The organism is Roseicyclus marinus, from assembly GCF_036322625.1.
In the GTDB taxonomy this organism is placed as follows: Bacteria; Pseudomonadota; Alphaproteobacteria; order Rhodobacterales; family Rhodobacteraceae; genus Roseicyclus; species Roseicyclus marinus_A.
In genome coordinates this window covers 2,064,757-2,087,611 of sequence record NZ_AP027266.1, presented here as the reverse complement: position 1 = coordinate 2,087,611, position 22,855 = coordinate 2,064,757, and the positions used below count along the sequence as shown (strand labels likewise).

Genomic DNA, 22,855 nt, shown 5'->3' with positions numbered 1-22,855 from the left:
CCCGGTTCGCCGGGTCTGGTTCTTGATCGAAGCACGCGATTGCGGCATTTCCGGGGCAGGGCGATCCGCCCCCGAAAACCCCCATCTGACCCCTTGCGGTATGCAATCGCATACAATAATGTCGCAGCAACGTGCTTTGCCCTTGATCGACAGGCGATCCGGTGGCATCGCCACGCCAGACAGACGACCCCCACATGTCCGGATGAAGGGAGGCTTTCATGCCCATTACCGTCGGCCACGATACCGCCAAGACGCGCCGCACGCTCAAGGCTGGCTCCAAGAGCTATGCCTATTACTCGATTTCCGCAGCCTCCGAGGCCGGTTTGGGCGATTTCTCGCGCCTGCCTGCCGCGCTCAAGGTCGTGCTGGAGAACATGCTGCGCTACGAGGATGGCAAGACGGTCAGCGTCGATGACATCAAGGCCTTTGCCGAATGGGCGGAGAAGGGCGGGCAGAACCCGCGCGAGATCGCCTATCGGCCCGCGCGCGTCTTGATGCAGGATTTCACCGGGGTTCCGGCGGTCGTGGACCTTGCCGCGATGCGCGACGGGATCAAGGCGCTGGGTGGCGATCCGCAGCGGATCAACCCGCTCGCGCCCGTCGATCTGGTGATCGACCATTCGGTGATGATCGACGAATTCGGCAACCCGCGGGCGTTCCAGGCCAACGTCGACCGGGAATACGAGCGCAACATGGAGCGCTACACCTTCCTGAAATGGGGCCAGTCGGCCTTCGACAATTTCCGCGTCGTGCCGCCGGGCACCGGCATCTGTCACCAGGTGAACCTCGAATACCTGTCCAAGACCGTCTGGTCGGACAAGGACCAGTCGGGCGAGATGGTGGCATACCCCGACACGCTGGTGGGCACCGACAGCCACACCACCATGGTCAATGGCGCGGCCGTTCTGGGCTGGGGCGTGGGCGGGATCGAGGCCGAGGCCGCGATGCTGGGTCAGCCGATTTCCATGCTGATCCCCGAGGTCATCGGCTTTGAGCTGACCGGCCAGATGGTCGAGGGCACGACGGGCACGGACCTGGTGCTGAAGGTCGTGGAGATGCTGCGCCAGAAGGGCGTGGTCAACAAGTTCGTGGAATTCTACGGCGAGGGTCTGGACCGTCTGCCGCTGGCCGACCGCGCGACGATCGCCAACATGGCGCCCGAATACGGCGCGACCTGCGGCTTCTTCCCGATCGACAACGAGACGCTGCGCTACCTGCGCAACACGGGCCGTGACGAGGATACGCTGGCGCTGGTCGAAGCCTATGCCAAGGAAAACGGCTTCTGGCGGGGTGCGGATTACGCGCCGGTCTATACCGACACGCTGCACCTGGACATGACGAGCATCGTGCCCGCGATCTCGGGCCCCAAGCGCCCGCAGGATTACGTGCCGCTGTCCAATGCCAAGACGGCCTTTGCCAAGGAAATGGCCGAGACTTTCAAGCGCCCGATGAACAAGGAAGTTCCGGTCGAGGGCGAAGATTACACGATGGAATCGGGCAAGGTGGTGATCGCGGCGATCACGTCCTGCACCAATACCTCGAACCCTTACGTGATGATCGGTGCGGGTCTGGTCGCGCAAAAGGCCCATGCGCTGGGTCTGACGCGCAAGCCTTGGGTCAAGACATCGCTCGCGCCGGGGTCTCAGGTCGTGTCCGCCTACCTGGAGGCTGCGGGGCTTCAGGATGATCTGGATGCGCTGGGCTTCAATCTTGTGGGCTATGGCTGCACCACCTGCATCGGCAATTCGGGCCCGCTTCAGCCCGAGATTTCCAAGGCGATCACCGAGGGCGATCTGGTCGCGACCGCCGTCCTGTCGGGCAACCGCAATTTCGAGGGCCGGATCAGCCCCGATGTGCGCGCCAACTACCTCGCCAGCCCGCCCTTGGTCGTGGCCTATGCGATCGCCGGCACGATGGACATCGACATCGTCAATGATCCCATCGCGCAGACCGCCGATGGCCGCGATGTCTATCTCAAGGACATCTGGCCCACCACGGCGGAAGTGGCCGAGACCGTCGAGCGCACCGTGACGCGCGAGGCGTTCCAGACCAAATATGCCGATGTGTTCAAGGGCGACGAGAAGTGGCAGGGCGTGAGTGTCCCCCAGCAGGAGGTCTATGACTGGCCCGCCACCTCGACCTATATCCAGAACCCGCCCTATTTCCAGGGGATGGGGGCGCAGCCTGGCACTATCTCGAACATCGAGGGGGCCAAGGTGCTGGCGATCCTTGGCGACATGATCACCACCGACCACATCAGCCCGGCGGGATCGTTCAAGGAAACCACGCCTGCGGGCCGTTACCTGACCGAGCGGCAGGTGTCGCCGCGCGAGTTCAACAGCTACGGCGCGCGGCGCGGCAATCACGAGGTGATGATGCGCGGCACGTTTGCCAATATCCGCATCAAGAACGAGATGCTGGACGGGGTCGAAGGGGGCTATACCCTTGGGCCGGACGGGCAGCAGACCTCGATCTTTGACGCGGCGATGGCGTGGCAGGATCAGAATGTGCCGCTGGTGATCTTTGGCGGTGAGCAATATGGCGCGGGCTCGAGCCGCGACTGGGCGGCCAAGGGCACGGCGCTGTTGGGGGTCAAGGCGGTGATCGCCGAGAGCTTCGAGCGTATCCACCGGTCGAACCTGGTCGGCATGGGGGTCATTCCCTTTGAATTCACCGGGGGCGATACGCGCAAGTCGCTGGGCCTGAAGGGGGACGAGACGGTCGATATCCACGGGCTGGATGCCGTCACGCCGCTGATGGAGACGACGGCCACGATCACCTATGGCGATGGCACGAAGAAAGAGATCACGCTGAAGTGCCGGATCGATACGGCCATCGAGATCGAATACATCGAGCATGGTGGCGTGCTGCACTACGTGCTGCGCGATCTGGCGAAGGCTCCTGTCGCGGCGGAGTGATCGGGCCTGCGAGGCGGTTTGGAAAGGGCGCCTTCGGGCGCCCTTTGTCCTGCGCGGGGGGCGGGTCTGCCGTCGTCGGTCGGCGGCCCGGAGGTGCCTGTGCCCGAGCGCCAAGATTTTTCTTGATTTGTCTTTTGGCTGGCCCCTAGCTGACCCTCGGGGGGCCATGTGTGGGCCGACCTGCCGCGCCGCAGGGGCACGGCGATGTGTAGCTCGTAACGACATGGATCCGGACTTGCATGCCGAACCTTTATCCCGTTGATGCCTTCCTTTTTTTCAGTGGAACCGTCAGCGGCGGAGAGCTGAGGTGGAGTTCGTTCAATGTCGAGGTCAGAGACTTCGATGTCGTGGATGCGAACGAGGACGGGAATTGGGACGTCGCCACGGATTATTTCGCCTTTACCCTGAATCCGTTCACGGGGTTCCTGTGGGAAGCACCTGACGGCACGAGATATCCGATCTTCAGAAACGACTTCAACGGCAACTACTTCATTCCCTACGATACCGTGGTGGCGGATCTGGCGACGGTGTTTCCGAACAACGGAGCAACCACGATCTACGAGGATAACGCGGTTGCCTTTCCACTGTGCTTCGCCCCCGGCACGCTGATCGCGACGGATGCGGGCGAGGCGGCGGTCGAGGCGCTGGCCATCGGCGACCTCGTGCTGACGGCGGACGGCCGCGCGGTGCCTGTCAAATGGCTGGGCCGCCAGACGCTTGCGCCGATGTTCCAGCGCGTCCGGCTGGTCCGCGTCACGGCAGGGGCCTTGGGCGCTGGCCTGCCCCTGCGCGACCTGACCGTGACGGCGGATCATGCGCTGGTGATCGACGGGCTGCTGGTCAACGCGGGCGCGCTGGTGAACGGCACCACCATCAGCGAAGTCCGCGGTCTGCCCGAGCGTGTCACCGTCTACCACGTCGAGACCGAAGCCCATGACATCATCCTTGCCGAAGGCACGCCTGCCGAGACCTATATCGACTATGCCGGGCGGCGGGTGTTCGACAATTACGCGGAATATGTCGCGCTGTATGGGGAGGAGCGGGGGATCGTCGAAAACCCCGCGCCGCGTGTGACCTGTGCGCGGATGTTGCCTGCAAGTCTGCGGGCGCGGTTGGGGATTTCGCGGGCGGCATAACGGGCCGGGGAGTGACCGCTACGGGGCGCCTTTGGGCGCCCTTTTCGTTTGGGGGGCTTGGTCCGGGGTGGTCGCGTCGAGGCCTTTGCTGTGGCATCGGCCAAGCCCGAGAGGATCGGGGTTTGCAGCTGTGCGGGGCCTTGGTTAAGAAATTCCTCGTTTGATAACGAGTGACGAGTCATCATGCCCACGACCTTTGTTTTCACCACTCAGATCGCTGTTTCTGGTGCGAACTGGGCCGGAAGAACCCGTGACGCGACCATCGTGGCCACCGTGGATGACGGCACGATTTCGCCGGGTGATCAGGTGACCATATACGGGTTGGACACGAGCATTTCTCTCTTCTCCGGCATCCGCGACGGGAGAACGGCCACCTTTGTCGGCGCGAACAATTTTGGAGGCGCGACCTGTTTCATCTTCACGGTGGACGGTCTTTTGACCAATCCCGACGCGATCCTTGCCTTGGCCAATGGCGTGACCGCTACGACGGACGACGAGTTGAGAGCCTTTGCCAATGACACCACGTCCCTGACGCTCTGGGACGCGCCGGTCTGCTTTCTGTCGGGGACAAGGATTGCCGTGCCCGGCGGGGCGCGGGCGGTCGAAAGCTTGCGTCCGGGCGATCCTGTCCTGACGGCGGATGGTCGTGTCGTCGCCGTCCGTTTCAATTTTCGCCAGATTGTATCCACACTATTCGGTCCGGCGGAACGTGTCTGCCCGGTCAGGGTGCGGGCGGGTGCGTTGGGCGGCGGTTTGCCCGCCCGCGATCTGGTCGTGACGGCGGATCATGCGCTGATGATCGAGGGCGTTTTGGTGAATGCCGGCGCGCTGGTGAACGGGACAGGGATCGACCGGGTGCCCGTGACCGAGCTGGGCGGAGCTTACGTCGTGCATCACATCGAGACCGAGGCCCATGACATCATCCTCGCCGAGGGCGTGCCGGCCGAGACCTATATCGAATATGCCGGGCGGCGGGTGTTCGACAATTACGCGGACTATGTCGCGCTGTATGGGGAGGAGCGGGGGATCGTCGAAAACCCGGCGCCGCGTGTGACCTGTGCGCGGATGTTGCCTGCAAGCCTGCGGGCGCGGTTGGGGATTTCGCGGGCGGCGTGATCTGTCACGGTTGCGGCGGGGTTTCCGCGAAGCTGACCTCGACGATGCGGGCCTGGCCCGTTGCCCATTGCCAGAGCTGGCGGGGAGCCTGGTTCACCTCGTTCAACCCGCGGCGCAATGTGCGGAGGCGTTTTTTCCAGCCCTTGGGGCGGATCGCCTTGCCCAGGGGGGCGATGTCGCTCTCGTAGGCATAGGCGCGTTGGGTGGCCATGGCGGGCACGACGATGGCAGGCGCCAGCGCGCGGCGGATGGGGGAGACCGTGTCGTTGAAGAGGAAATGGTCGATCGGCACGCGGTAGCGGCCTCGGTGCGACAGGGCGAGCCGCGCGCCCTCGCGCGAGAGGATATAGGCGCCGCCGCCGACATGGCGCGAGCGCATCGGGTGGAGCGCGCGGCCTGTGGGCGTCTGGCCGATCTCGGGGGCGAGGAGGAGGCGCGAGGTGCCTGCGTTGAATTTCTCGAGCTTGACGGCGTGGCAGCTGGGCGGGATCCAAGCGTCCGAGGCGAGCGTTTGGGCGATATCCTGAGCGAGGTAGATGTCGTCTTCGAGAAACAGGGCGTGGCGGGCGTCCGTTTCGAGGAAGGCGCGCCACGCCAGCGTATGGCTGATCGTGCAGGCGCGGTCGCCAAGGCCCAGTTGGCCGAGCGGGCCATGGGCGTGGATGATCTTGGCGATCTCGGCCTCGGGGACGGAGGCGGCATCGCAGGCGGATTGGCGGATGAACGTGACGCCGCGATCCGCAAGATGGGCCGCGATCCGCGCCAGCCGGTCGGGGCGGCGGTCGAGGTTGATCACGTAAACGGGGATCTGTGCGGTCATGCGCGGGTCAGCCATCGCCAAGGTGCCGGGTCCGGGATACTTGTCACGAAAGCTTGCAGCGCCACAAGCCACGAGGTAGCCGGACAGGGAAGCAAGGGAGCGGGCGAATTGGCGGACTGGCCTGTCTACGTGATCAACATGGAGGCCAACCAGACAAGGTTGGCGCGCGTGGCCGAGGAATTGGGGCGCGCGGGCGTCGCGTGGGAAAGGTTGCCGGCGGTCAATGGCCGGGCTCTGAGTGCCGAGGAAACCGCGAGGGTTTACGACGCGAAGGCCAATGCCAGACGCGCGCGGCATGACCTGGTCGCGCCCGAGATCGGCTGTTACCTGAGCCATGTGCGGGCGGCGGAATGGTTGCGCGATGGCGGGGCCGAGGCGGCGGTGATCCTCGAGGATGACATGCGGGTCACGGGGGATCTGGCGGGCGTGATCGCGGGATTGCAGGCCGATCTGGCGGCGCGGCCGGGGGAATGGGACCTTGTGAAGCTGTTCTCCTTCAAGCCGGTGGCGTTGAGCGGGGTGCGCCAGGTGGGGCCGGGTGTGTCGGTGGGCCGGCCCGACCGTGTGCCCTCGACCACGCTGGGCTATGTGCTGACGCGGGCGGGGGCGGAGAAGATTTTGGCGTGCGTGCCGCCGATCTTTCGCCCCGTGGACGAGGATCACAAGCATTTCTGGGAATTCGGTCTGAAGGTTGCGATGATCGACCCCCAGCCCATCGCCATCGGGGAACAGGAGACGCCCGAGGGCACGGTGGGCGAGAGCCGGAGGCGCATGGGCAAGCGCGACGGGGCGCTGAGGCGGGTCTGGCGGACGATCCGCTACCAGGCGAATTACCGGCTGCGGCTGGCGCTGTCGCGGGGGCGGTGAGCAGGGATGGTGAGCCGCATCTTTCACGTCATGATGGGCCGCGATGGCGGCACGGAGCGGTTTTTCCTGCGGCTCACGCAAGGGTTCCACGAGGCGGGCATTACGCAGGAATTCGCGGTGAGGCCCGGGCAGGTCTGGTTGCCGGAGCTGGAGGGGCGGGGCAGGGTGCATCAGGGCACCTATCTGCGGCGCGATCCCGTGTCCTTGATCCGGCTCTGGGCGTTGCGGCGGCGGATGGCGGGGTTCGATCCCGATGTGATCATGGGTTGGCGTGGACCGACCGCGCGGCTCATCCCCGCATGGGGGCGGGTCAAGCTGGTGCGGCTTGGGGATTTTCCCTTTCACGTCCGGCATTTCGGGCATCTGGATACGGTGGTGGCCAATACGCCTGACATCGTGGACCATATCAGGGGCCAGGGCTGGACGGGCCGGGCGGAGGTGATCTCGAATTTCCCGCCGCCGCCCAAGACCGGCGGGCAAGCCCCGGCCGCGATCCGCGACAGGCCTAGGCCCAAGGGGGGGCGCGTTGCCGCCGTGGGGCGGTTTGTCTGGATCAAGGGCTTCGACACGCTGATCCGCGCCTTGGTCGATGCACCGGAGGCCGAGTTGTGGCTCATCGGGGATGGGCCGAAAGAGGCGGAGTTGCGCCAGTTGGCGACCGATCTGGGCGTGGCCGAGCGGGTCGTCTTTGCCGGGTGGCAGACCGATATCATTCCCGTCCTGCAGGCTTGTGACATGCTGGCGATGCCGAGCCGGGACGAGGCGCTGGGCAATGTCATCCTGGAGGCCTGGGCGGCGGGGTTGCCGGTTGTGGCCACGCGGAGCCAGGGGCCGATGTGGTATGGCGTCGACGGGGGCAACATGATGCTTGTCGATCTCGAGGATGCGCCCGCCATGGGGGCGGCCATCGCGCGGCTGGGGGCGGACAGGGGCCTGCGCGCGCGGCTGGCCGAGGCTGGAGCGCGGACGCTGGCGGAGCGGTTTTCAAAAGAGGCGGTGGTGGCGCGCTACCTGAGCCTGTTCGACGAGATCGCCAAGGACAAGAACGGGGGCAGGGGATGAGCGCGAAACGCATCTTGCACATGCATTTCGGCAAGGATGGCGGGGCGGAGCGGTTTTTCGTGAACCTTGTCCAGGCCTTTGGCGAGGCGGGGATGGAGCAGCGCTTCGTCACGCGGCCGGGGCGGATGTGGCATGCCGAGATCGCGGAGCTGGGCCCGATCCTTGAGAGCAATTACCGGCGCATTTCGCCCATGAGCCTGCTTTTGACATGGCGGGTGCGGCGGATGGTGCGCGACTGGAAACCCGATGTGATCATGGCGTGGATGTCGCGGTCGTCGCGTCTTGTGCCGGATGCGCCGGGGGCGGTGAAGCTGACGCGACTGGGGGATTATCCCCGCCATCTGAAGAATTTCCGCAACAACGACCTGATCGTGGCCAATACGCCGGGCATCGCGCAGGCTTGCCGTGATCTGGGCTGGCAAAAGCCCGTGCCGGTCGTGTCGAATTTCGCGCGCCAGGTTGAGATCAAGCCCGTGCGCCGCGCCGATCACGGCACGCCCGAGGATGCCTTTGTCATCGCGGGGTCGGGGCGGTTCGTGGGGCGCAAGGGGTTTGACACGCTGATCCGGGCCGCGGCCCTGGTGCCCGGTGCCTGGCTCTGGCTGGCGGGCGCGGGCGAGCGGGAGGCGGAATTGCGCGCCTTGGCCCAGGAATTGGGGATTGCCGAGCGGACGAAGTTTTTCGGCTGGGTAGAGGAGCCGATGCATATCGTGGCCTCGGCCGATGTCTACGTGATGCCGTCGCGCCATGAGCCTTTGGGCAATGTCATCCTCGAGGCGTGGCACGCGAAGGTGCCGGTGGTCTCGACCCGGTCGGAGGGGCCAAGCTGGTTCGCGACCGAAGGAAAGGATGCGCTTTTGGTCGAGATCGACGATGCGGCGGGCATGGCCGCGGCGATCACGCGGCTGCGCGAGGAGGCGGGATTGGCGGCGCGGCTGGTTGCGGGCGGGGCCGAGACGCTGGAGGCGAAATTCACCAAGCCGCAGGTGATCGCGCAATACATGCGGATTTTCGATGGCGAATTCTGAGGGCGGCATGCGGGCGCTGATCATCAACATGGCTTCTGCGACCGAGCGGATGGGGTTCATGGAGGCGCAGATGGCGGCGCTGGGCCTGCCATGGGAACGGATCGAGGCGGTGACGCCCGAGACGCTGGTGCCGCCCGAGCAAGATCCGGTCTGGCACCGCTGGCAGCGGCCGATGCGGGTGACGGAAATGGCGCTTTGTGCCTCGCATAGGGTGGCATGGGAGCGGGTCGTGGCCTTGGGCGCGCCCTGTCTGGTGCTGGAGGATGATGCGGTTCTGGCGGCAAGTTTGCCCGGTTTTCTGGAGGCTGTCGTAGGTCTGGCGGGGGTGGAGCATATCAGCCTAGAGGCGCGGGGGCGCAAGAAGCTGATGGGACGGCGGCTGCATGATCGGGCACCGATCCGAAGGCTTTATCAGGATCGGACGGGATCGGCGGCCTATGTGGTCTGGCCCGCGGGGGCGGCGAAGCTTTTGGCCCATGCGCGCCGTGCGGGGGCGCCGTCGGATGCGCTGATCTCCTCCACCTACGGGATGGCGAGCTGGCAGGCCGATCCGGCACTGTCGGTGCAGCTGGATCATTGCGAGGTCTACGGCGTGCCGCAGGCGATCCCGACGACATCGTTGATCGACGTGGTGAAAAAGCCGCCCCTTGCGGCGCGATCGGCCGGCGAGCGGTTCGGCTACCGGGCGCGGCGGGTCATGGCGCAGCTGCGCATGGGCTGGCGGCAGATCCGGTTCGCGCGCGTGGCGGAGCGGCGGGCGGTGCGCGTGGCCGAGGTTTGGGTCGAGGTGCGCGGGGTTGAAGGTGCCCCGCGCGGATAGTAGCTACGAGCCTTAGCTTTGGGTGAGACGCGCATTCATGGGATATCTGGCGCAGCGAAAGGCGGGATTGGGCGATTTGACCGAGACGCGGACCAGCGAGGCGGAATGGTATCTTGTTCAGCTCAAGCCGAATGGTTTGAACCGGGCGGTGACCAATCTGGAGCGGCAGGGTTTCGTGCCCTTTGTCCCCCGCGAGCGGCGCTCGGTCCGGCGGGCGGGCAAGTTCGTGAGCGTCGATGCGCCGGTTTTCCCGGGATATGTCTTTGTCGAACTTAACCCCGAAGATCGCGGCTGGCGGGTGATCAATTCGACCTATGGCGTGGCAAGGATCGTCAGTTTCGGCGGCCGTCCCGCGCCCCTGCCCAAGGGGTTGGTCGAGGAAATGGCCAAGCGCTACGCCCTGACGGGCGAGGCCCCGCCGCCCTTTGACGTGGGCGAAGAGGTGATCTTGCGCGAGGGGCCTTTCGTCGATTTCCTGGCCAGGGTGGAGGCGGTCGATCCGCAGCACCGGGTGCATCTGTTGATCGATTTCATGGGCCGCCAGTCGCGCATCGTGGTGAGCGCGGAAAAGCTCGCCAAGGGTTGAGGGCGGCCTTCAGCGGATCGCGTAATAGGCGCGGCCGATCATCTCGCGGGTGAAGAGGGAGATCTGGTTCAGGGCACCCGCGCTCGGGATGATATCCGTGATCGAGACGGCATCGAAATTCTGGCGGTAATCTACGGCGATTGGACGGGGATCGAGGCCCTGCTCTCGGAAGACCGTGAGCGCGCGGGGCATGTGGAAGGCCGAAGTCACAAGGCCGATCCGCGCGCCGGGGGGTAGCATGGCGGCGATGGCCCGCGCCTCCTCTGCCGTGTTTTGGGCCGGGGTGGTGAGGAGGATATCTTCGGGCGCAATGCCACGGGCAAGGGCGATGTCGCGCAGCACCTCCCCCTCGGGGCGGCCGGTGGACCAGGGAAGCTGGCCCCGGGTGAGGATGAGGGTGTCGGCCTGGTCTGTGGACAGGAGGGTTAGCCCCGCCTCGAACCGGTCCACGGCGTCGCCGAATTCGTAGATCAGGGTGCCGTCCTCGGTCACGATTGCGCGGATCATCCCGCTGAGGACGACCACATGATCGAGCGGTTCGATTGTGGCGAGCGGTTCCGGCGGAAAATCGCGTTCGAGATAGGCGATCGCCCGGTTGGCGAGGATGGGGTTCGTCGTCAGGAGGAAGAGGAGGAGGGTGACGAGCTTGATGGCGCGGGATCGGGTGAGGAGGGAGAGGAGCGTGAGCAGAAAGAGCGCCATGATCGGGCTGGCAAGCGCGGGCAGGAGTTTGTGGAGGTAGATCATGGGCGGGGGTCCGGGGGGGGCTTGCGTCGACAGCGAGATCCGTGGCTGCTGTCACCTTGAATCTCGCGGTTCAAGCGGGTTTAAACAAGGCTATAACGGTCGACCTCGACCTTTGCCATCCTGCAAGATGTTGCGATCTTCATGCGTGAACGAATGCAGTGTGTTGTTGTCCCGAGCCCGACCGGCCATCCGGTCCAAGAGGAGCGCCGCCCGTGACCCTATCCGACTATAGCACGGCCCCCATTGCCATCATCGGGCTTGGCTATGTCGGACTGCCCCTTGCGGTCGAATTCGGCAAGATCCGCGAGGTCATCGGCTTTGACGTGAATGGCGGCAGGATCGACGCCCTGCGCCGGGGGGTCGACGCGACGCTTGAGGTTGAGAGCGACGAATTGGCCACGGCGCGGCATCTGAGGTTTTCGTACGATCCCGGGGATCTAAGCGCGGCGCGAATATTCATCGTCACCGTCCCCACGCCCATCGACAGTTCGAAGCGGCCCGACCTGTCGGCGCTTGTTCAGGCCTCGACCATGATCGGAAAGGTGCTGAAACACGGCGATATCGTGGTCTACGAGTCGACTGTCTACCCGGGTGCGACCGAGGAGGATTGCGTGCCCGTGCTCGAGCATGTGTCCGGACTACGTTACAACATTGACTTTTATTGCGGTTATTCGCCGGAGCGCATCAACCCCGGAGACAAGGCGCATAGGCTGCCGACGATCAAGAAGGTCACATCGGGCTCGACGCCCGAAATCGCCGATCTGGTCGACCGGCTTTACGGCTCCATCGTCACGGCCGGTACCCACAAGGCACCGTCGATCCGTGTGGCGGAGGCGGCGAAAGTCATCGAAAACACCCAGCGCGATCTGAACATCGCGTTGGTCAACGAACTGTCGATCATCTTTCGCAAGATGGGGATCGATACCGACGCTGTTCTGAAGGCGGCCGAGACCAAGTGGAATTTCCTGCCCTTCCGGCCCGGGCTGGTCGGCGGGCACTGCATCGGTGTTGACCCCTATTACCTGACCCACAAGGCCGAAGCGTTGGGCTATCACCCGCAGGTCATTCTGGCGGGGCGCAGGATCAATGACGGGATGGGCGCCTATGTCGCTGGGCAGATGGTGAAGACCATGCTCAAGCACCGCATTCAGGTGGACGGGGCGCGGGTTCTCGTTCTGGGGCTGACGTTCAAGGAGAACTGCCCAGATCTGCGCAACACCCGCGTGGTCGATGTGGTGCACGAGTTGCAGGATTATGGCGTGAACGTCGATGTGCATGACCCATGGGTCGATGCCGAGGACGTGGCGCGGGAATACGGCCTGGCGCTGGTCGCCGAGCCGCAGGCCGGGGCGTACGACGGCGTGATCCTTGCCGTAGCGCATGACGTGTTTCGGCAGGAGGGTGTCGCGCCACTGAGGGCCTTTGGGCGCGAAGGCCATGTCTTTGGGGATCTCAAGAGCGTCTTTGCTGCGGGCGAGAGCGATCTGCGACTGTAGGGTGTGTGGTCGAACGCCGTCAGGCCGCTGGTGCAGTCTGCAAATTGTCGTTGCTTTCAGTTTTGATTTTCGAGTCGACCCTTCAGGCGTGGTGGATAGCTGGTGCTTCTGTACATTTGGCTGGGAAGTGCCGCCGTTTCGATAAAATAATGGTTGTCTGTCGAAAGCGGCCCGGCTTTTTCAGTAAGTTACTGCGAATTGCTGGACGCGGCACTGGGTTGGATCAACGAAGAGTGCCGCCAAAATAAGTCAGTAAAAATGACCTATTTTTGAGTGGTGAACGCCCTTCGCTCGGGTGCCGACGGTGCAGGGAGCTGCGGGGGTTGACCGGGCGTTATTCGCACTTAGAGGATGGCCGTCCGATGCGTATGCCCGGCCGGTCATCTGGTGTTCCTAAGAACTCGATGCCGGCTGCTTCGAGTGTGCTCTTGACCAAGGTTAAGGTCTTGACGGTTGTCGACTGGATCATCCGTTCGCTTTCGAGGCGGCGGATGGTCTTTTCCGAAAGGCCGCAGGCATCAGCGAGGTCCTTCAGCGACCAATCCAAAGCAGATCTAGCCATCTTGATTTGAATGCCGCTCAACATTGACGCACCTGTAAATGTCCACTATTTGGACAATTATGACCTTGAGAGCCAAAAGCCCCGGACCGCGATGGGAAGAGCAGTTGCTCCGGCTTGAAGGTGCGTACGCCCCATCCACCATCCGCGCATACTACGATGATGTGAGAAGCTTTGTCGACTGGTGTGCCCGGTATGGCCGTGTGCCCTTTCCAGCAGAAATCAGCACTATCTGCGGCTTTGTGGATGAGCAGGGTGGGCGGTTGGTGCCGACAACCGTCCGCCGACGTCTCGTGGCTATCGGAAAGCTGCACCGCATGATGGGAATGTTAGATCCGACGCGAGATGAAGATGTCCGTCTTGCCCTGCGGAGAGCAATCAGGTCGCGGACAAAGCCACCGCAGCAGGCGAGGGGTATGTCGCGGACACAACTCCGCGACGTCCTAGCCGTGCAGCCTGATACGCCTTGGGGCATCCGCGACAGCGCCATCCTCGCGCTCGGCTTCGAGATGTTGGCGCGGAGGTCGGAGTTGGTCGCCTTGCGTGACGACGACTTGGACTGGCGGTCGGATGGTACGCTGCGCGTAACGATCCGTCGCAGCAAGACGGATCAGGCCGGTCTGGGGCGCTACGTCTTCACATCAAGGGAAACGGCGCGTGTTGTTCGTTCTTGGATTGATTGGAGGGGGGCGGACTTCGAGTTTCTCTTCTGTCCAATTTATCAGGGACAGGCGGTGCGTCGCGACCTGAATTCAGTCACTGTTCGCCGAGCCATCCAAAAAGGGGCTGCGAGGGCAGGCTTGCAGTTTAGTGGTGAGTTCAGAGGGCACTCGCTTCGGGTAGGCGCGGCGCAGGAACTTCTTTGTGCGGGCCATGACACAGTCGCTATCATGCGTGCTGGAGGTTGGAAGTCAGTGGCAACCTTGGCCAGGTACTTGGAGTGCGCAGAACATAATGTGTGGGAGGTGACCGGTCGATCGATGGGGCTCAGATGATGTTACTGCCCCCTGACAGCACCGAGTTCACCGCGAACGCGATGCTGACCTGGAGCAAGGAGACGGACGTGGCCTGGCACTTCGTCACCCCGGGCAAGCCGATGCAGAACGGCATCTGCGAGGCGTTCAATTCGAAGATTCGGGACAAGCTTCTGAACAAGGTTCTGTTCTTCGGTCTCGATCATGCCCGAGAGGTCGTCGGACGCTGGGTCGCCGACTACAATGCGGCCCCGTCACATTCGACCATCGGCTAACGACCCCCGCGGTTTGCGCCGCCAAACTCACCGCAATGGGCGGTCGGCTCCACGAAACGGACGCGTTCTACCGATCGCCCATTGCTCCCTCCGCGCAAGCGGGCAACTGTCGCCCGCCGGCTCTGGTTTTAGATGGATGAGTGTCGGGGGCAGAGCACTTTGCTCTTCATGCGGTAATCCTCCCCGTTTTAATGGGGCGCGACCGTAGAACTCACGCAGCCATTTTCAGCTTCATGGCAGGCGTGACGCCTGCGATGCCCATGTTGGGGCGTTCGTTGTTATAGGTCCATAGGCATTCAATTGCGATCTGCTGCACCTCCTCGATGGTTTCAAAGATGTGGATGTCCAGCCATGCGTGGCGGACCGTCCGGTTGTAACGCTCGACCAAAGACCGCGCCGATTTGCAGGCGCTCTATGATTTTCCAGTCGAGCACTGGAAGCACATCAGAACGACGAACCCGATCGAAAGAACCTTCGCGACCGTCCGGCACCGAACAACCAAGACTAAGGGCTGCCTGAGCCGCCAGACGGCACTGGCGATGACGCACCAGTTGATGCTGTCAGCCAAGAAGAAGGGGCGCAAGTGCGATGGTCAAAATCGCCTGCCTGAAATCATCGAAGGGATTGAGTTCCGCGACGGGATCAAGCACAAAAGCAAAGCCGCCTGATCAAAACGTCACCAACTTTCGATCATAGCTCCACACTCCAGTCCTTGCCCCGCGGCCGAGCAAGGCCCTTTGGAAGCGCGGTCGAAGTCGGATAATCGATGCACCCGGCCGGAAGAACGATCATTGTGCGCCGAGACTTCGCAAGATAACGCTGAAGGCACGCGCTGCGACCTTTAGCCAATCAATGATGCCGATGAACGCAGCCCATCGTGACTTGAAAACCAGGCACTTAATGTGAAGTTTCTTTCCCTTGAAATCGCCACTTGAGGACTTGCCGCAATGACGAAAATTCTGGTCTTGGGGGGAACGCGATATGTGGGTTCCAGCTTGTGCACGTTGTTGCGGCAAGAGGATCCGCAGCGTGACGTGCGAACGCTGAGCAGGAATGAAACCCCAGACTACCACCATTCACATTTCGTCTGCGACCGAAAGGACCAATCGAGGCTCTATGAGGTCTTTGAGACTTTCCGCCCCGAAATCGTCATTGATATGGTGAATTTTGCGAAAGACGATAGCGAAGGGCTTGTTCTGGCCCATCAGTATGGCCTGCTGTCGCAGACATATCACTACATCACAGTATCGAGCTTTTTCGTATACAACTATTTTGAACATGCCGAGTTTAAGGAGCGCTGGATTGATCTGCCGCTCCCCTCGGTTGAAATGGACGGCTACACGCGGCGAAAAATCGAAATGGAGCACGTTCTGAGCAATTCACCGCTCAGGGATATTTCCACGGTGTTCCGTTTCCCGTTCATTTTCTCTTCGGACGATTACTCGGGCCGTTTCCAGAAGCTGTGCCAACTTGCGATCAGTTCCAAGAACCCCGATACCTTCCCCGCGCATCGATTTTCCATGGTGAGCCGCAGCGCTGCTGCAATGGCACTGAGCGAGGCTGCAGCAAGAGAGCCGCTTGGCATCGTCGACTTTGCAGACAGGGGATGCGCATCGATCCCCGAATTGTGCGATGCGATTGCCCGGATTGAAAAACCGGGTGAAAGCAGCGATGATATATCCGTTCCATATGCTGTAGAGCATGACATATGCATCACTACAGAAAAAATGGAAACCGCCGAAAATCTCGCAGTGGCAATCGAACGAGAGGCGCGGGATTATTTTTCCTCGGTCTGAGGGCCCACCACATTCATCGTAAGACTCGGACAACCGTCCTCTTTTGTCCCCATCGCTCGCTCAAGACAGTCGCTCGAAGTCCAAGTGGATCACATGACACCGTTCATCAGGACCCCTGACACCATCGATTTGTCGCTTATTCTGCGGGGTTTCTTCGCCTCAAGCGTTGTGTTCTGGCACGTCCTGGGTTGACGACTGGAAGGCGGGTTTCTGCAGGCGCTGAATTTTCCGGGGCGGGCGTCAGTCTGGATGTTCTTTGGCTTGTCTGGTTATGTAATCGGTTTTGGATTTTTCTCGAACCGGTATGCTTTCACGCTTTCCGGAGTCATGCATTTCTATCGCTGCAGGGCGATGCGGATCATGCCGCTGTTTTGGCTGGTGTCGCTGCTTGCTGTTTTCGCTTGCCTTGCAGGTGTGATACCCTGGGAACTAAACTGGGGGGATCTTCTTTCTGCATTTTTTTCCATTCAGTACAACCACCTGAACTACCCGGTCGGAATATTCTGGACGCTGGGCATCGAAATACAGTTCTATGTCCTTGCTCCGTTGATCTGCTGGCTACTTGTCGTTTCGTCGCGACGCTGGCTGGTCCTCGGACTTGGATCACTTGTAGCGCTTTTGTTTGTTTTCGGATCTACAATTGATCTCAGGACCTTGCCATCAGTCATGATGTTCTTCCTGACCGGTATTCTGGCGGCGCGCCAGAACACGGAGAGCCCGCCCAAAGCCCATTTTGCCCGCCTGGTGCCCTTGGTGGCTCTGGCCATCGTCTGCCTGATGATATGTTCGTTGACCTACCCAGCGAGATTTTGGTGGTATTTCGGCCCCATTTCCACGATTGTGGCGCTGGTGGCACTCTTGCGCGCACATGCAATCCTTGAACGCATCTCCGTACCCGCCGGTCCTGTCATGAAGGCGTTGATGGTGATCGGGTGCCTTGCCTATGGACTATACGCTTGGCACGGGCTCCTTCTGAACTTGTGGGCGCCACTGCAAGATTCATTGCTTGCAACGTTTTCGATTTCGTTATTCCTCGCATGGCTGTCGTTCATACTGATGGAGCGGCCGCTGGTGAACATCTATCGGGCCGAGGGCCATGCCCATTGACAGGATTGTGGGCTGGCGGCCGATCGGGCTCAAACGCCCGAGATCTTATCTTTGTGTCCACGAAACCGGCAGCTGGCTGGTTTTTGTGACTAGCGCAGCGGCTTGGTCCAGATCTGGTTGCTTGTGAAGCTTTCCGCCGTGCTTTCCTGCAAGGTGAAGCCGCAGTCCTTGCAGACTTCGGTCACCTTGGAGGCCTGCTCATGGAAATTTTCGATCACTTCGACATAGACGCGACGGCAGTCAGGGTGGCTTAGGACCTCTCTCTTGACGAAAAGTTTGCTATTTTTGCTACTATATTGGTCTTGTCGAGATCGGTCTGGAGCCGGTAGTTATCGAGTTCTCTGGTATATCTCCAGAGATTACACATCCCGCTCCAATAACAGCATTGTCCCCAATATTGCAGGGCGCGGAAATGATGGCGCCTGAGGCAATCCAGACACTTTTCCCGATGATGATGTCATTGCCTGACGACGTCACATTCTTTTGGCGTTCGTCGTTTCTGCTGCGATAATCATGCTTACCTGTCAGCAGCATCACGCCATGCCCGAGAAAAGTATAGTCCCCAATCACCACCCTTCCAGAGCGAAGGTTAATGACAGCATCAACGAGGTGTACGTTCTTCCCAAGAACCAGCCGATCTCGGTCACCCCAAATAAGAGGTGACCTTGCAAGAAAAGGGCGAAGAAACTTCGCAAACCTGAATCCGATTGATTGGTATATCCGTTCAAACATGATTGGCGGCTCTATTTTTCCCGCTCCACCCAGAACGATGTCAGCCGGTGAGACGGCTCAAGGAACGGCAGGGTGGCTGCGAGCGCGTCGGGATGCTCCAGGTTGAACCAGCGGGCCGCCCAAACCACCCTGAATTCGGCGTTGAACATCAAGAATGCGTGGAGGAGGTAGCTTTCGTTCCAGAATTGCGTGCCGTTTGTCGTCCAGTCACGCCAATAGTTCGTCGGGATGACGATGTCGTGCCAGTGGATCAGGCTGCCGGGTTTCATCCGGGGAAGAATCTCAAACATCTCGTGATTGACATCGCTGCCGATCTTGCTGACGTGGCTGGAGTCGATGAACAGCATGTCAATATCGGCAAAGATCGAAAGGTCGGCGTCTTGTACCTTTTCAACCACGAGGCGGTAATCGGGCCATGTGGCGCGGGTCAGGAAATCGCGCGGATAAGGTTCGATGCAGGTGAAATGGCACGGGTGACCCTCGGCCCTGTTGCGTTCGATGGCGGCCATGGAGATGAAGGTGCTGTCGCCACCCCCGATCTCGACCATCCGGCTTGGTTTGCGATGGCGGATGAGCGCGTAGAGCACATAGGCATCCGCCAGCGACAAGCCGCCATTCTGCTTCGGTGTGAATTCCGAAAGATACAGAGGAAGCACATCGCGCAGGAATGCAGTCTGACCTGACAGGTTCATGTCCACGCCGCCCATGTCGAAGCGGCGATCATAAATGTCCGTTGGTAAATCCTTGACCGAAGGAATCGGCGAATAGTAGTCGTTCGGGGTGATGTGTAGGTTGAAGACCCGCTCGAAAAAGGGGAAGGTCAGCCGCGCGAAACGACGGGTCACTCGATTGAACAGATGATGTCCCATCACGATTGCCCCGCCTCAAGAGGCCGGCACGACCTGCGGCGGGATATAACGACGCTGCTCTTGGGTAAGGCGCGTATAGGTGCTGCGCGACATCCGATACAGGGCCGGGCGGCGGCGCAGCGCGATTGGTGGCAGGAAGGTCGCAAAGCCGAGGTCGCGATAACCTTCGTCCGGGATTCCCGCCTTGTGCAGGCCACGTGTGTCTTCGAGGATGATCGTCCCGGCAGGAACGACGCTGACAATGTCGCGGGCCGAGCCAGCCGGATAGAGCGCGCGGACCTCTTCTTCGCTGAAGTAGCTTCCTCCGTCGAGGCGTCGGTCCTTAATCGTGCCGGCGATGTAGTGATGCGGTCCGTTGCGCAAGGTGCAGTCGTTGAGGAAGAAGAAAGCTTTCAACAGGTGACGACTGTGGTTGGTATCACGATGCCATGCATGGTTCATCACCACGAAATCCGACGGATAGTTGCGGCGGATGAAGGCTTCTTCAAGAACCGGGACAAAGCCAAGATAACCTTCGATCACCGGAAGCATCTTGGGGTCTAGCCAGAGGCCGAACCATTCAGCGGTATCCGGCATCCGGGTTGTGAGGGTCGAAGGGCGAAACTCGCGCACCGCCTGTTCGTAGGATTGTATGTCGCTTTTGTCGAAGGTCAGCCCACGCGCGGCGAGTTGCGCAGGGGTTCCGAAGAAGTTCGACTTGATCAGGTCGGCGTCGCGGACCGGGTCAATCTTTGATTGCGCAAGGGTCGGGGTGTCGAAATCAAGCTGCCGTTCAAGGCGGTCCCTGTAGTCCGCCTGCATCTTTGCAAGGTGCTCGGTGCCCACGAGATGATCGAAGGCGACATATCCGTGTTCGCGCAGGTGATCCAGTTTTTCCCGAGTCTCATCGGCAGCAATGCGCCCGGCATCAGCCGCGCGACCGAGGCGGCCGAGGACTTCAAGTGCTTCGTTCAGCATTCCTGTTTCCCCTGTCTTGCGGTTTCAGTCTTGGTTGGAGGCGGTCATCAACGCCTCGACGAGTGGGTGAAGATGCAGCAGGCCGATCAGCCGCCCTGCGGGATCAACCACCGGGAGGTCCCAGATTTGCAGTCGCGCCATCACATCCAGCGCGGCGCGCAGGGAACTGTCTCCCGGCACCGTCGTCGGCTTGCGCTGGGCGTGATCAATGATATCGTCGGAAAAGAGGGCTGCAAAGGGGCGCTGGACAGTCAACAGATGGCGGCGGATGTCTCCGTCCGTGAAGATGCCCTCAAGCAGCCCGGCTTCATTCGTGATGCAAACGATGCCGAGGCGCTTCGCGGTCATCTGTTCCAGTGCGGTCTTCAACAGATCGTTCGGGCGCAGGACCGGAAAACGGTCCAGACCAAGGGCGACATCCGAAACGCGGCGCTGCTCACTGACCGGTGTGGACATTGTCTTCTCCGAATTCCTGCAAGAGGCTGAGCCGGGTTTCATGAACGCGCTTGGCCTGTGCGAGCACGAATTTCAGATGCTTGATGTCCAGCACCGTGTTCGGGTCGGACAATGCCTTTGCGGGATTGTCGTGGGTTTCCATGAAAAGCGCCTGAACGCCGCAAGCCACAGCTGCGCGAACGAGCGCGGGAATGAACTCACGTTGCCCGCCCGAGACATTGCCCATGGATGTCGGCATCTGGATCGAATGGGTTGCGTCAAAGCAGACAGGACAGCCCGTGCGGGCCATGATCGGGAAGCAGGTCATGTCGTTGACCAGCATGTTGTAGCCGAAAAAGGTGCCGCGATCCGCGAGGAGTGTTCCGACGCAGCCAAAAGCTTCAAGCTTGCGGACGGAATTCTTCATGTTCCAAGGGGACATGAACTGTCCCTTCTTGAGATGAACCGGACGGCCCGTCTTGGCGGCGGCGCGCAGGACCGAAGTCTGTCGGCAAAGATAGGCTGGCACCTGCACAAGGTCGCAAACTTCGCCCGTTGCAGGACCCCAAGCAGGATCGGAAAAGTCCGACACTACGGGGATACCAAAGGCATCGCGCACATCGGCAAGGATCCGGAGACCTTCCTCAAGGCCGACACCGTGGAAACTGTCCGCAGAGGAGCGGCAGTCTTTGTCGTAGCAAGCCTTAAATATCCATGGGATCTCTAATGTGCGACAAATTTCGCCTATGGCCTCGGCCATTCGAAACGTGTGGTCGCGGGATTCGATTGCACAAGGCCCGCCGATGTAGGCAAGCGGAAGCCCCTTGCCGATCCGAACGCGGGCGACATTGCCATAACCGACTTCTACGATTTTGTCCGTGGTCACCATTCCTCCGATCGGCACTTTAGGGCGATGCCCTCGGCTGGTGCATGCCCCTAACTTGACTGAATTTCAACCCCTGCCGATTGTTACGGGGATTAACGGCGCCATAGTTCCAGTTCCATGGTATGGATATCCGGGTTGTCGGGGATCAATGGGCTGATCTTCTTCACAAATCCACTTCGTTGATAGGCTTGTAGGGCAGCGAGGTTGTCGTTGGCCACACCAAGCCAGAGGTAACGCAAGCCCAGTCGGTCATGCAGCCAGTCTGCTGCAGCGCGAATGGTTTCCGTCGCTACACCTTTTCCTTGCCACGATTCATCACCCACGAAGATGCCCATGACTGCCCCCGCACGCTCATGGTCGATCGGTTCGAACTTGAGGTTTCCGATATGTAAACCGGTTTCTGCAAATCGAATTGCAAGGAAAAGGACATCCGGACGATTTCTGCGCTCGCGGACATAGACGCGAAGTGCATCCAAGGACCCGGGATGACGTGAGATTTGAGCAGCACCTCGACCTGAAAACCAGTCAAGATAGCGCTGCGTCACATCATCCTCACGGATCGGGCGCAAGTGGAATCGTGCGGATCGGATATCTACATCATCCCACATCGTCCCGGTCACCCGATCAGATCCCAAGCAAGGGGCGTGCCCTTGCGGGTGTCTCGCGTAATGCGCTTGCCGAGGATGTTGTCAATGAGTTTCGGCGGCAGGCCGAGGCCCGGTCGTACGATGCGCAGATTGCTGCGGTCGAATTTATCACCTGTCTTCATATCTTCTGCGACATACAGGGAGCGCCGAAAGACGAGAGATTTCTTCTCGGCTTCGGTCGGCCCATAGGTGACCTGCCCAAGGGACTGCCAGGCGCGTTCCGTTTCTGTTACCAGTGAAGCGAGTTCGGATGGTTCCAGCGAGAAGGCGCTATCGACACCTCCTTCGGCGCGTGACAGGGTGAAGTGCTTTTCAACCACCGTCGCGCCGAGGGCGACCGCCGCGACCGCGACCCCAACGCCCATCGTGTGATCCGAAAGACCGATCTGGCAGCTGAAGACATCCCGCATGTTTGGGATGGTGGCAATGTTGGTGTTGGTGGGTGTGGCGGGATAGGTTGAGGTGCATTTCAGCAAGATAAGGTCGCGACAGCCGGCGTCGCGCGCGGCTGTCACGGCCTCGTCCAGTTCAGCGAGGCTTGCCAAGCCCGTGGAAATGATGAGCGGCTTGCCGGTGGAGGCGGCCTTGCGGATCAGCGGAAGGTGGATGTTCTCGAAAGAGGCGATCTTGTAGGCCGGAACATCAAGGGTTTCGAGAAAGTCGATGGCCGTCTCGTCGAAGGGGGAACTGAAGCAGGCCATACCGTGACTCTTCGCCCGTTCCATGATCGCGGCGTGCCATTCCCATGGGGTCGAGGCTTCGCGATAGAGGTCGTGCAGGTTGCGCCCCTTCCAGAGGCTGGCTGCATCCTCGATGTCGAATTCTCCACCCCGCACGTCCAAGGTGATCGTGTCGGCAGTGTAAGTCTGCAGCTTCAACGCATGCGCTCCCGAGGCGGCGGCGGCATCCACGATGGCCAGTGCGCGTTCGAGGGACTGGTTATGGTTTCCCGACATCTCGGCAATGATGAAGGGGCGATGTCGGGGGCCGACGGAGTGGGGGCCAATGGTGATTGTCATGTC

Annotated in this window: 24 protein-coding genes and 2 pseudogenes; 14 read left to right on the top strand and 12 right to left on the bottom strand. The window is 61.3% G+C overall.

The window, feature by feature from the left end:
- Positions 1–218: 218 nt before the first annotated feature.
- From acnA to AABA51_RS09910, 3 genes are all read left to right on the top strand, one after another.
- Positions 219–2,918: an aconitate hydratase AcnA gene (gene acnA, locus AABA51_RS09920; protein WP_338271618.1), complete on the top strand. Its 2,700-nt coding sequence runs from the start codon at positions 219–221 to the stop codon at positions 2,916–2,918.
- 347 nt (positions 2,919–3,265) lie between these two features.
- Positions 3,266–4,054, top strand: a complete 789-nt coding sequence (locus AABA51_RS09915; RefSeq protein ID WP_338271616.1) for a Hint domain-containing protein — start codon at positions 3,266–3,268, stop codon at positions 4,052–4,054.
- 183 nt (positions 4,055–4,237) lie between these two features.
- Positions 4,238–5,170, top strand: coding sequence for a Hint domain-containing protein (locus AABA51_RS09910; RefSeq protein WP_338271615.1), 933 nt, complete (start codon positions 4,238–4,240; stop codon positions 5,168–5,170).
- A 4-nt stretch (positions 5,171–5,174) separates the two neighbouring features.
- Here AABA51_RS09910 and AABA51_RS09905 read toward each other — a convergent pair whose 3' ends face one another.
- Positions 5,175–6,005, bottom strand: coding sequence for a glycosyltransferase family 25 protein (locus AABA51_RS09905; RefSeq protein WP_338271613.1), 831 nt, complete (start codon positions 6,003–6,005; stop codon positions 5,175–5,177).
- Positions 6,006–6,098: 93 nt separating this feature from the next.
- On the opposite strand from AABA51_RS09905, the gene AABA51_RS09900 reads away from it, so the two are divergent.
- The 5 genes from AABA51_RS09900 to nusG are packed head-to-tail and all read left to right on the top strand — an operon-like array spanning position 6,099 to position 10,353.
- Positions 6,099–6,857 (top strand): glycosyltransferase family 25 protein, encoded by a 759-nt coding sequence (locus AABA51_RS09900; RefSeq protein WP_338271611.1) that lies wholly within the window; start codon positions 6,099–6,101, stop codon positions 6,855–6,857.
- Between the two features lie 6 nt (positions 6,858–6,863).
- Complete coding sequence (locus AABA51_RS09895; RefSeq protein ID WP_338271610.1) at positions 6,864–7,919, top strand: glycosyltransferase; 1,056 nt, start codon at positions 6,864–6,866, stop codon at positions 7,917–7,919.
- Positions 7,916–8,947 (top strand): glycosyltransferase, encoded by a 1,032-nt coding sequence (locus AABA51_RS09890; protein ID WP_338271609.1) that lies wholly within the window; start codon positions 7,916–7,918, stop codon positions 8,945–8,947. The genes AABA51_RS09895 and AABA51_RS09890 overlap by 4 nt, the downstream gene beginning before the upstream one ends.
- Complete coding sequence (locus tag AABA51_RS09885) at positions 8,934–9,767, top strand: glycosyltransferase family 25 protein (RefSeq protein WP_338271607.1); 834 nt, start codon at positions 8,934–8,936, stop codon at positions 9,765–9,767. The genes AABA51_RS09890 and AABA51_RS09885 overlap by 14 nt, the downstream gene beginning before the upstream one ends.
- Positions 9,768–9,804: 37 nt before the next feature.
- Positions 9,805–10,353 carry a transcription termination/antitermination protein NusG gene (gene nusG / locus AABA51_RS09880; protein WP_338271606.1) on the top strand — a complete coding sequence of 183 codons (549 nt, stop codon included), beginning with the start codon at positions 9,805–9,807 and terminating at the stop codon, positions 10,351–10,353.
- Positions 10,354–10,362: 9 nt separating this feature from the next.
- Here nusG and AABA51_RS09875 read toward each other — a convergent pair whose 3' ends face one another.
- Positions 10,363–11,100 carry a YdcF family protein gene (locus tag AABA51_RS09875; protein ID WP_338271605.1) on the bottom strand — a complete coding sequence of 246 codons (738 nt, stop codon included), beginning with the start codon at positions 11,098–11,100 and terminating at the stop codon, positions 10,363–10,365.
- A 212-nt stretch (positions 11,101–11,312) separates the two neighbouring features.
- Here AABA51_RS09875 and tviB point away from each other — a divergent pair, with 212 nt between their 5' ends.
- On the top strand, positions 11,313–12,596 hold the full coding sequence (gene tviB / locus AABA51_RS09870) for a Vi polysaccharide biosynthesis UDP-N-acetylglucosamine C-6 dehydrogenase TviB (RefSeq protein ID WP_338271604.1): 1,284 nt from the start codon (positions 11,313–11,315) through the stop codon (positions 12,594–12,596).
- Positions 12,597–12,930: 334 nt separating this feature from the next.
- On the opposite strand, the gene AABA51_RS09865 is transcribed toward tviB, so the two are convergent.
- Positions 12,931–13,182: a helix-turn-helix domain-containing protein gene (locus tag AABA51_RS09865; protein WP_338271603.1), complete on the bottom strand. Its 252-nt coding sequence runs from the start codon at positions 13,180–13,182 to the stop codon at positions 12,931–12,933.
- 14 nt (positions 13,183–13,196) lie between these two features.
- Here AABA51_RS09865 and AABA51_RS17140 point away from each other — a divergent pair, with 14 nt between their 5' ends.
- Both AABA51_RS17140 and AABA51_RS09860 read left to right on the top strand, forming a co-directional pair.
- Positions 13,197–14,150 (top strand): tyrosine-type recombinase/integrase, encoded by a 954-nt coding sequence (locus tag AABA51_RS17140; protein WP_425328801.1) that lies wholly within the window; start codon positions 13,197–13,199, stop codon positions 14,148–14,150.
- Positions 14,147–14,404 carry a transposase gene (locus AABA51_RS09860; protein ID WP_338271602.1) on the top strand — a complete coding sequence of 86 codons (258 nt, stop codon included), beginning with the start codon at positions 14,147–14,149 and terminating at the stop codon, positions 14,402–14,404. The genes AABA51_RS17140 and AABA51_RS09860 overlap by 4 nt, the downstream gene beginning before the upstream one ends.
- A gap of 211 nt (positions 14,405–14,615) precedes the next feature.
- On the opposite strand, the pseudogene AABA51_RS09855 reads toward AABA51_RS09860, so the two are convergent.
- A pseudogene (locus tag AABA51_RS09855) lies at positions 14,616–14,789 on the bottom strand (integrase core domain-containing protein); the annotation flags it as partial.
- A gap of 1 nt (position 14,790) precedes the next feature.
- Here AABA51_RS09855 and AABA51_RS09850 point away from each other — a divergent pair.
- The 3 genes and pseudogenes from AABA51_RS09850 to AABA51_RS09840 all read left to right on the top strand — a co-directional run.
- Positions 14,791–15,072: pseudogene (locus AABA51_RS09850) on the top strand (transposase); the annotation flags it as partial.
- Positions 15,073–15,351: 279 nt separating this feature from the next.
- Positions 15,352–16,200: an NAD-dependent epimerase/dehydratase family protein gene (locus tag AABA51_RS09845; protein ID WP_338271601.1), complete on the top strand. Its 849-nt coding sequence runs from the start codon at positions 15,352–15,354 to the stop codon at positions 16,198–16,200.
- 195 nt (positions 16,201–16,395) lie between these two features.
- On the top strand, positions 16,396–17,307 hold the full coding sequence (locus AABA51_RS09840) for an acyltransferase (protein ID WP_338276515.1): 912 nt from the start codon (positions 16,396–16,398) through the stop codon (positions 17,305–17,307).
- Between the two features lie 89 nt (positions 17,308–17,396).
- On the opposite strand, the gene AABA51_RS09835 is transcribed toward AABA51_RS09840, so the two are convergent.
- The 8 genes from AABA51_RS09835 to pseI all read right to left on the bottom strand — a co-directional run bounded on the left by AABA51_RS09835 (position 17,397) and on the right by pseI (position 22,852).
- Entirely contained in the window at positions 17,397–17,525 is a 129-nt protein-coding gene (locus tag AABA51_RS09835) for a hypothetical protein (RefSeq protein WP_338271600.1), read from the bottom strand.
- A 73-nt stretch (positions 17,526–17,598) separates the two neighbouring features.
- The gene (locus AABA51_RS17135; RefSeq protein ID WP_425328840.1) at positions 17,599–17,841 is read right to left on the bottom strand and encodes a hypothetical protein; all 243 of its coding nucleotides are present in this window, start codon (positions 17,839–17,841) and stop codon (positions 17,599–17,601) included.
- A 209-nt stretch (positions 17,842–18,050) separates the two neighbouring features.
- Positions 18,051–18,908 carry a class I SAM-dependent methyltransferase gene (locus AABA51_RS09830; protein WP_338271597.1) on the bottom strand — a complete coding sequence of 286 codons (858 nt, stop codon included), beginning with the start codon at positions 18,906–18,908 and terminating at the stop codon, positions 18,051–18,053.
- Between the two features lie 15 nt (positions 18,909–18,923).
- Positions 18,924–19,865, bottom strand: a complete 942-nt coding sequence (locus tag AABA51_RS09825) for a hypothetical protein (protein WP_338271596.1) — start codon at positions 19,863–19,865, stop codon at positions 18,924–18,926.
- 24 nt (positions 19,866–19,889) lie between these two features.
- Positions 19,890–20,321: a CBS domain-containing protein gene (locus tag AABA51_RS09820; RefSeq protein WP_338271594.1), complete on the bottom strand. Its 432-nt coding sequence runs from the start codon at positions 20,319–20,321 to the stop codon at positions 19,890–19,892.
- Positions 20,302–21,189 carry a 3-deoxy-8-phosphooctulonate synthase gene (gene kdsA, locus AABA51_RS09815; protein ID WP_338271592.1) on the bottom strand — a complete coding sequence of 296 codons (888 nt, stop codon included), beginning with the start codon at positions 21,187–21,189 and terminating at the stop codon, positions 20,302–20,304. The genes AABA51_RS09820 and kdsA overlap by 20 nt, the downstream gene beginning before the upstream one ends.
- An 89-nt stretch (positions 21,190–21,278) precedes the next feature.
- Positions 21,279–21,806 carry a GNAT family N-acetyltransferase gene (locus tag AABA51_RS09810; protein WP_338271590.1) on the bottom strand — a complete coding sequence of 176 codons (528 nt, stop codon included), beginning with the start codon at positions 21,804–21,806 and terminating at the stop codon, positions 21,279–21,281.
- On the bottom strand, positions 21,803–22,852 hold the full coding sequence (gene pseI / locus AABA51_RS09805) for a pseudaminic acid synthase (RefSeq protein ID WP_338271589.1): 1,050 nt from the start codon (positions 22,850–22,852) through the stop codon (positions 21,803–21,805). The genes AABA51_RS09810 and pseI overlap by 4 nt, the downstream gene beginning before the upstream one ends.
- Positions 22,853–22,855: the final 3 nt, after the last annotated feature.